A 5,482-nucleotide genomic window follows, 5' to 3' on the forward strand; every position below is an offset into this window, starting at 1 on the left:
GCTCGCCACCCTCTCCCACGAACAGATGTGGGAGAGGGGGCACACCCCAACAGCAGTCTGGTGCAGGTCGGAGGGTTCGGCGCGGCGGAGAGTGGCCCCGATCCCCAACCCTTCCCCCAGAAGGACCTGGGAAAGGGAGCACTGGGTACGCGCTTCGGAGTTTGTCGCCCGGAGCAACCCTCCCCCAGTCTGTTTTGGGGGAGGGTGGGCGAGTAGTACGAGCCCGGGTGGGGGCCGCACTGATGCCCGCCTCTCGCGCGCGAGCCCGTATCCACAGATGGTCCCGTGTGAGCCGCGCTCATGCGGAACTGGCGGATCGGCGGCGGGGGCGCCAGTCTTACCGCATGAGGAACTCGAGCAGACCGATGGACGATCCGGGTCCGGACCACGACGGGGACAGCCGCCTTCGGCCCGTGCAGCGCGGCGAGCGGCCCGTTCCGCCCCGCGTTCCCGCGCCGCTGGACTGGAGCGCGGCGGGGCAGGAGCGCCGCCTGGCCTTTCTGCGCGAGCGCGGCATCGAGGTGCCGCACCTGGCGGGAAACGGCGGGCCGGTGGATGCAGAGGCGTTCCGCGGCAACGTGGAGCACTTCATCGGCATGGCGCAGGTGCCGGTGGGACTCATCGGGCCGCTGCGCATCAACGGAATGCACGTGCACGACGACGTTTACGTGCCGCTCGCCACCTCCGAGGGCGCCCTGGTGGCGAGCTACGACCGCGGCGCGCGGCTGCTTTCGCGCGCGGGCGGCGTGTCGTGCATGGTGACGGACCAGCAGGTGCAGCGCGCCCCCGCCTTTGCGTTCGCCACGCTGGCGCAGGCGGCGGCGTTCGCGGCGTGGGCGGCGGAGCAGGGCGAGGCGTTCCGCGCGGTGGCGGCCCGGGGCTCCCGCTTTGCGCGGCTGACGGACCTGCGCGCGTACGTGGAGGCCAACCGTGTGTACCTGCTGCTCGCCTTCAGCACCGGCGACGCGGCGGGGCAGAACATGGTGACGTTCGCCGCGGCCTCAATCTGCGCCGACATTCTGGAGCGCACACCGGTGCGGCCGGAATACTGGTTCGTGGAAAGCAACCTGAGCGGCGACAAGAAGGCGACCAGCGGCGTTTTTCTGCGCACGCGCGGGCGGCGGGTGACGGCGGAGGCGCTGCTGCCGCGCGCCCTGGTGCAGCGCGGCCTGCGTACCACGCCCGAGCGCATGTGCGACTGCTGGCGGATGGGGATGATCGGCGGGGTGCAGGCCGGCGCCACGGGGGCCAGCAGCCACGTGGCGAACGCGCTCGCCGCGCTCTTTCTGGCGTGCGGGCAGGACGTGGCGTGCGTGGGCGAAGCCAGCGTGGGCGTGCTGCGGATGGAGGTGCGCGGCGGCGACCTGTACGTGGCGCTCACGCTGCCCAACCTGATCGTGGGCACAGTGGGCGGCGGCACGCGCCTGCCCACGGCGCGCGAATGCCTGTCCATCCTGGACTGCGTGGGCGAGGGGCGCGCCAACCGCTTCGCCGAGATCTGCGCCGCCGTGGCGCTGGCGGGCGAGATCAGCATCGTGGGCGCGCTCGCGGCCGGCGAGTTCGCTGCCGCTCACCAGCGGTTGGGGCGCGGGCAGTAGGGCGCGCCGGTTCTCCGCTTTTCCGTCCTCCGCGTCCCCGCGTGACATGCTGTTGCGGAGGATGGGACAACGCAGAAGGCCGCCTCACGTGTGAGGCGGCCTTTCTCTTTCCCGAGGGAAACCCGATCAGGGCGTGGCGGAGGACTTCGCCTTGGGCCCGGCTTCCATGGAGGCCGTGGATTCCGAAGCGGCGGCCACGGTGGATGCGTCCGCGACAGGCGGCCCGTCGATGGCGGGAAGGGTGTCGGCGGGGGCGGCCTCGCGGCGGGCGCGAAGCTGGCGCATCTCCGGGGAGCGCGCGGCAAGGTCGCCCATCTCGGCGCCCCAGACGCGGCGCGTGACGACGCTCGTTTCGCCCTCGCGGACGGTCACCGGGCCCACGTCCACCCACTGCGTCTCCCCATCCGCCCCCATCACCTGAATGCGGACATTGTGCTCGCCCGCGGGGAGCGAAACCCGCGCGACCGACACGCGGTCCGGGAGCAGCGACCAGCTTCGCGTATCGGCCCGCTCCAGCCGGTTGCCCGCGAAGTTGGCCAGGCGGCCGGCGAGCCATCCCATGTCTTCGCCGCCCTCCTTTTCCGCCTTGCGCTCGATGGCGCGCGTGGCGAGGTACTTGGCCGTGCCGCGCACCATCATTCGCGCCAGCGCGGCGGACCGGGTGCGCTCCCACCGGTCCAGCACGGCCGACGACAGGTCGCCCGCCACCGGCGCCGCCACCGTGTCCGCGCCCACCACCACACGCACGCCCGGCGCGGAGCACGACTCCAGCCGGTACACCGGCCACGCGAGCTTCATGATGTAGGCACCGTCGATGGCGTCCGACACCTGCTGCACGGGGTGCTCCTCCCACGCGTCGCCCCACTGCGCCTGCTCGGTCAGGTTGGCGGCGGCATGCAGCAGCAGGTCCGCCAGTGCGGCCGGATCGCCGTTGGAAATGCCGTTCGCCTGGTCGGGAAAGATGGGGACGTGGATGTCGGCGTTGGAGCGGTGCGCCACCCATCCATGCTGCACCAGGACGACGACCTCGCCCGTCCCGGAATCCGCCGGCGCGTCCGCGACGCCGTAGCGCCGGGCCGCGGAATCCGCTACGTCCGCGACACCCGTGCGCCGCGCGGCGGCGTACAGGCGCGCGCCCAGGTCCGCCGGAGCGGTGGCGCCCGGGCAGCCGTCGAACGCGGCCTCCGCGCGGCGCAACGACACGAGCGCGTCCCCCTGCGCCCCGGCGCGGCTGAAGGAGATGCCGGCCAGGTACTCCACCAGCCCTTCGCCTACGCAGGGCTGGCGCCCGTCCCCGTCCTGAAGCTGCGTGAAGTACGCGCCCGCACGCCGCCCCTCCACCGCGGCGGACTCGGCCTCGCCCAGCGCCAGGTCGTTCAGCATGCGGTAGTACGGCACCATGGCGCGCTCCGCCGGGGGCGGCACGTAGGCGATGGAGGCGTCGTTGACGAGCACCGCACCCGCGGCCTGCGAGACGCTGCGCGTGTAGCGGCGCTCCGCCTCCGCCTCGGCCCAGTCCAGCGCGGCATTGCTTTCCCGGTAGCGCCCGGCCTCGTGCAGAACCACGGCGAGCTGCAGCCGCCGCACCAGTTCGTCGCGCGGGCCGGCGCGCCCCTGCAGCAGCGCCACGGCACTGTCCGGCGCGCCCGCCATCACGTAGTGCCGCAGCCACGCGTCCCACGGCGACAGTGTCTGGCTGGCCAGGGGAGAGCCCTCGGGGAGCGTTTCCGGCGCGGGCATGCGGGGCAGCCCCGCGCCCGGCGCGCAGGCCCCCAGCGCCGCCGCGAGCGCGGCGGCGGCGAGCACGGGGCGGGTGCGCAGGGGGATCATCGTCCGCGTTCCAGAACGATCAGGCGCTGGCGCGCCTCCACCACCGCGGCGGAGAGGTGGGCGTACGCCTCGCCCTGCGCGCGGATCGTCTCCAGCTCCATCTGGTGCAGGAACAGCTGGTAGCGAAGCTCGGCCTCGCGCGGGCGCAGCAGCTTGTCCAGCGCGCGGGCGATGCGGATGGTGGTCTCCGGGTTCTCGGCGTCCACCACGTCCGCGCGGTCGTAGCGGTCCAGCGCGTCCACAAAGCGGCCGGCCAGCGCCAGCTCGTCGCCCTCGCGCAGCAGGGCGGCGGCGCGGGCGCGCGCCGTTCCGCGCGCACCCGCGTCCGCGGGCGAGGCGACCAGGCGCAGCCCCTGCGGCTCGCGGTAGGCGTAGCTGCGCACGCGGCCGTCTTCCAGCGTCACCATCGCCACCGGGGCGACCGCGTCTCCCACCCGCACGCCGTCCATGGCGGAAAGCGTGGTGATGCGCCCGCCGCCGCGCTCTTCCCACGCGGCGGACGTGCTGCCGGTGGCGGCGAACACCTGCTCGCGCGTCATCCCCAGCGCAAGCTCGCCCCGGGTGAGGGCATCGCAGGTGGCGGCGGTGCACTGGGCCAGCGCGGCTTCGGCGGCGCGCTCCGCTTCGGCGCGGGCGGCCTCGCGACGGGCCTGGCCGTCCAGCCGGGCGTCCTCGATGGTGGCGTCGGAGGTGCGGGGCACCACCTGGCCGTTGCGGTAGATGGGGCGCACGGGCTCCATGCGCGGGGCGCAGGCCGCGGCGGCCACCAGCACGGCGGCCAGCGAAAGGGGCTTGATCATGCTCTGCTCCGTGCGGTTACAGGCGAAAGCGGGGACGCTCCACCATCTTCTTGATGCGGTGCTGCCCGGTCCAGACCTTTTCGTTGGTCTCGATGTCCACCAGCGTGGCGTCCACCTGGTAGTAGACCACGCGGCGGCCGGCTTCACGGTCCTCGATGGACTGGATGTCGCCCTGCAGCATGTACTGGGCGCCGCGCTCGCGAGCCAGCCTGGCGCGGGTGTCGGCCGTGGCGTTCTGCTGCTGGTCTTCGCGCTCGGCGCGCACTTCGCCACGCTCCTCGTTGCTGGCCACCACCTGCACCTGGCCGCTGGACAGGTACGCCCGCTCGATCTCGCGCACAAAGGTGCCCACCGGAATGTGCTCCATGCTGCCGTTGCGCACGGAGCCCACGATCACCGTGGGGCGGCGGCCGCCGTGGGCCTCCATGTAGCGCGCGGCCCAGGAGCCGTCCTGCCCCTGGAAGCTTTCGCGGATCAGGGCATCGGCCACCAGCCGGCTGTCGGTGTCGTTCCATCGGCCGCTCAGGTCGATCTGCTGGTCGGGGCTCACGCGGGTGACCTGCGTGGCGCAGGCCGAAACCATCAGCGTTCCCGCGAGGAGCAGCGCGGCGCGGCGGACGCCGCCGGTGCGAGTGTTCATGAATCGAATCTCCGCTTCTTCTGCTTGGATCGGTACGGACGGGCGGGGAGGAACTGCGGATGGAACCCAGGGCATTCGGCGTACCGGGGCGGCCCCGTCTCTCAACACATTATCGCACAACAGCTTGGTTGATCAAGCCCCGGGCACCTCCCTCCGCAGCTGTCCACATTCTCGGACACGCTTCGCGGGACAGGGGACGGTCTGCGCCCGCTGCCGGGAGCGTCCCCCCGGACCCGACGGATGCGGAGAACGACGACGGCGCGCCGTTTGGGACAGCCGGGAGGAGCGCACCGCTACGGAGCGGGCGCAAAGACGAGTCCGGCGGCGCGGGCCAGGGCGCCGCGGGAAGCGGTGTGGATGGGGAGCGCGCCGCGAAGCAGCCCGGCAAGCTCCGGCTCCGACGCGGCCATGACGGTGAACAGGCCGCGCCCCTGCTGCTTGCTGCCGACATCGATCCCGCGCCGCAGCTTCCACCCATCCATCACCAGCGATGCCAGCCGCAGCAGCGCCGCGGGCGAGGGATCGGGCGTGCGCAGCAGCGTCTGCGCCTCGCTCGCCAGCCCCAGCGCCAGCTCCTCGCGGCGCGCCTCCCGCGCGGCGGCGATCTCGTCCAC

5 protein-coding genes are annotated in these 5,482 nt (G+C 73.1%); 1 reads left to right on the top strand and 4 read right to left on the bottom strand.

Features of this window, described 5'->3' with window-relative positions:
* The first annotated feature begins 365 nt into the window (after window positions 1–365).
* Window positions 366–1,598 carry a hypothetical protein gene (locus VF665_RS04575; protein WP_331052231.1) on the top strand — a complete coding sequence of 411 codons (1,233 nt, stop codon included), beginning with the start codon at window positions 366–368 and terminating at the stop codon, window positions 1,596–1,598.
* A 126-nt stretch (window positions 1,599–1,724) separates the two neighbouring features.
* Here VF665_RS04575 and VF665_RS04580 read toward each other — a convergent pair whose 3' ends face one another.
* The 4 genes from VF665_RS04580 to VF665_RS04595 form a co-directional block, all read right to left on the bottom strand.
* Window positions 1,725–3,428, bottom strand: coding sequence for a hypothetical protein (locus VF665_RS04580; RefSeq protein ID WP_331052232.1), 1,704 nt, complete (start codon window positions 3,426–3,428; stop codon window positions 1,725–1,727).
* Window positions 3,425–4,228, bottom strand: a complete 804-nt coding sequence (locus VF665_RS04585; protein ID WP_331052233.1) for a hypothetical protein — start codon at window positions 4,226–4,228, stop codon at window positions 3,425–3,427. Before VF665_RS04585 ends, VF665_RS04580 begins: the two co-directional genes overlap by 4 nt.
* 16 nt (window positions 4,229–4,244) lie before the next feature.
* Complete coding sequence (locus tag VF665_RS04590) at window positions 4,245–4,868, bottom strand: penicillin-binding protein activator LpoB (RefSeq protein ID WP_331052234.1); 624 nt, start codon at window positions 4,866–4,868, stop codon at window positions 4,245–4,247.
* 293 nt (window positions 4,869–5,161) lie between these two features.
* Window positions 5,162–5,482, bottom strand: a 321-nt coding sequence (locus VF665_RS04595; RefSeq protein ID WP_331052235.1) for a hypothetical protein, incomplete at its 5' end; no start/stop codon positions are given.

It is taken from the genome of Longimicrobium sp. (genome assembly GCF_036387355.1).
In the GTDB taxonomy this organism is placed as follows: Bacteria; Gemmatimonadota; Gemmatimonadetes; order Longimicrobiales; family Longimicrobiaceae; genus Longimicrobium.

Excerpts from the sequence above, each read along its gene's own strand:
- VF665_RS04575 (WP_331052231.1), top strand. The coding sequence starts at position 366 with ATGGACGATCCGGGTCCGGACCACGACGGGGACAGCCGCCTTCGGCCC.
- VF665_RS04580 (WP_331052232.1), bottom strand. The coding sequence starts at position 3,428 with ATGATCCCCCTGCGCACCCGCCCCGTGCTCGCCGCCGCCGCGCTCGCG.
- VF665_RS04585 (WP_331052233.1), bottom strand. The coding sequence starts at position 4,228 with ATGATCAAGCCCCTTTCGCTGGCCGCCGTGCTGGTGGCCGCCGCGGCC.
- VF665_RS04590 (WP_331052234.1), bottom strand. The coding sequence starts at position 4,868 with ATGAACACTCGCACCGGCGGCGTCCGCCGCGCCGCGCTGCTCCTCGCG.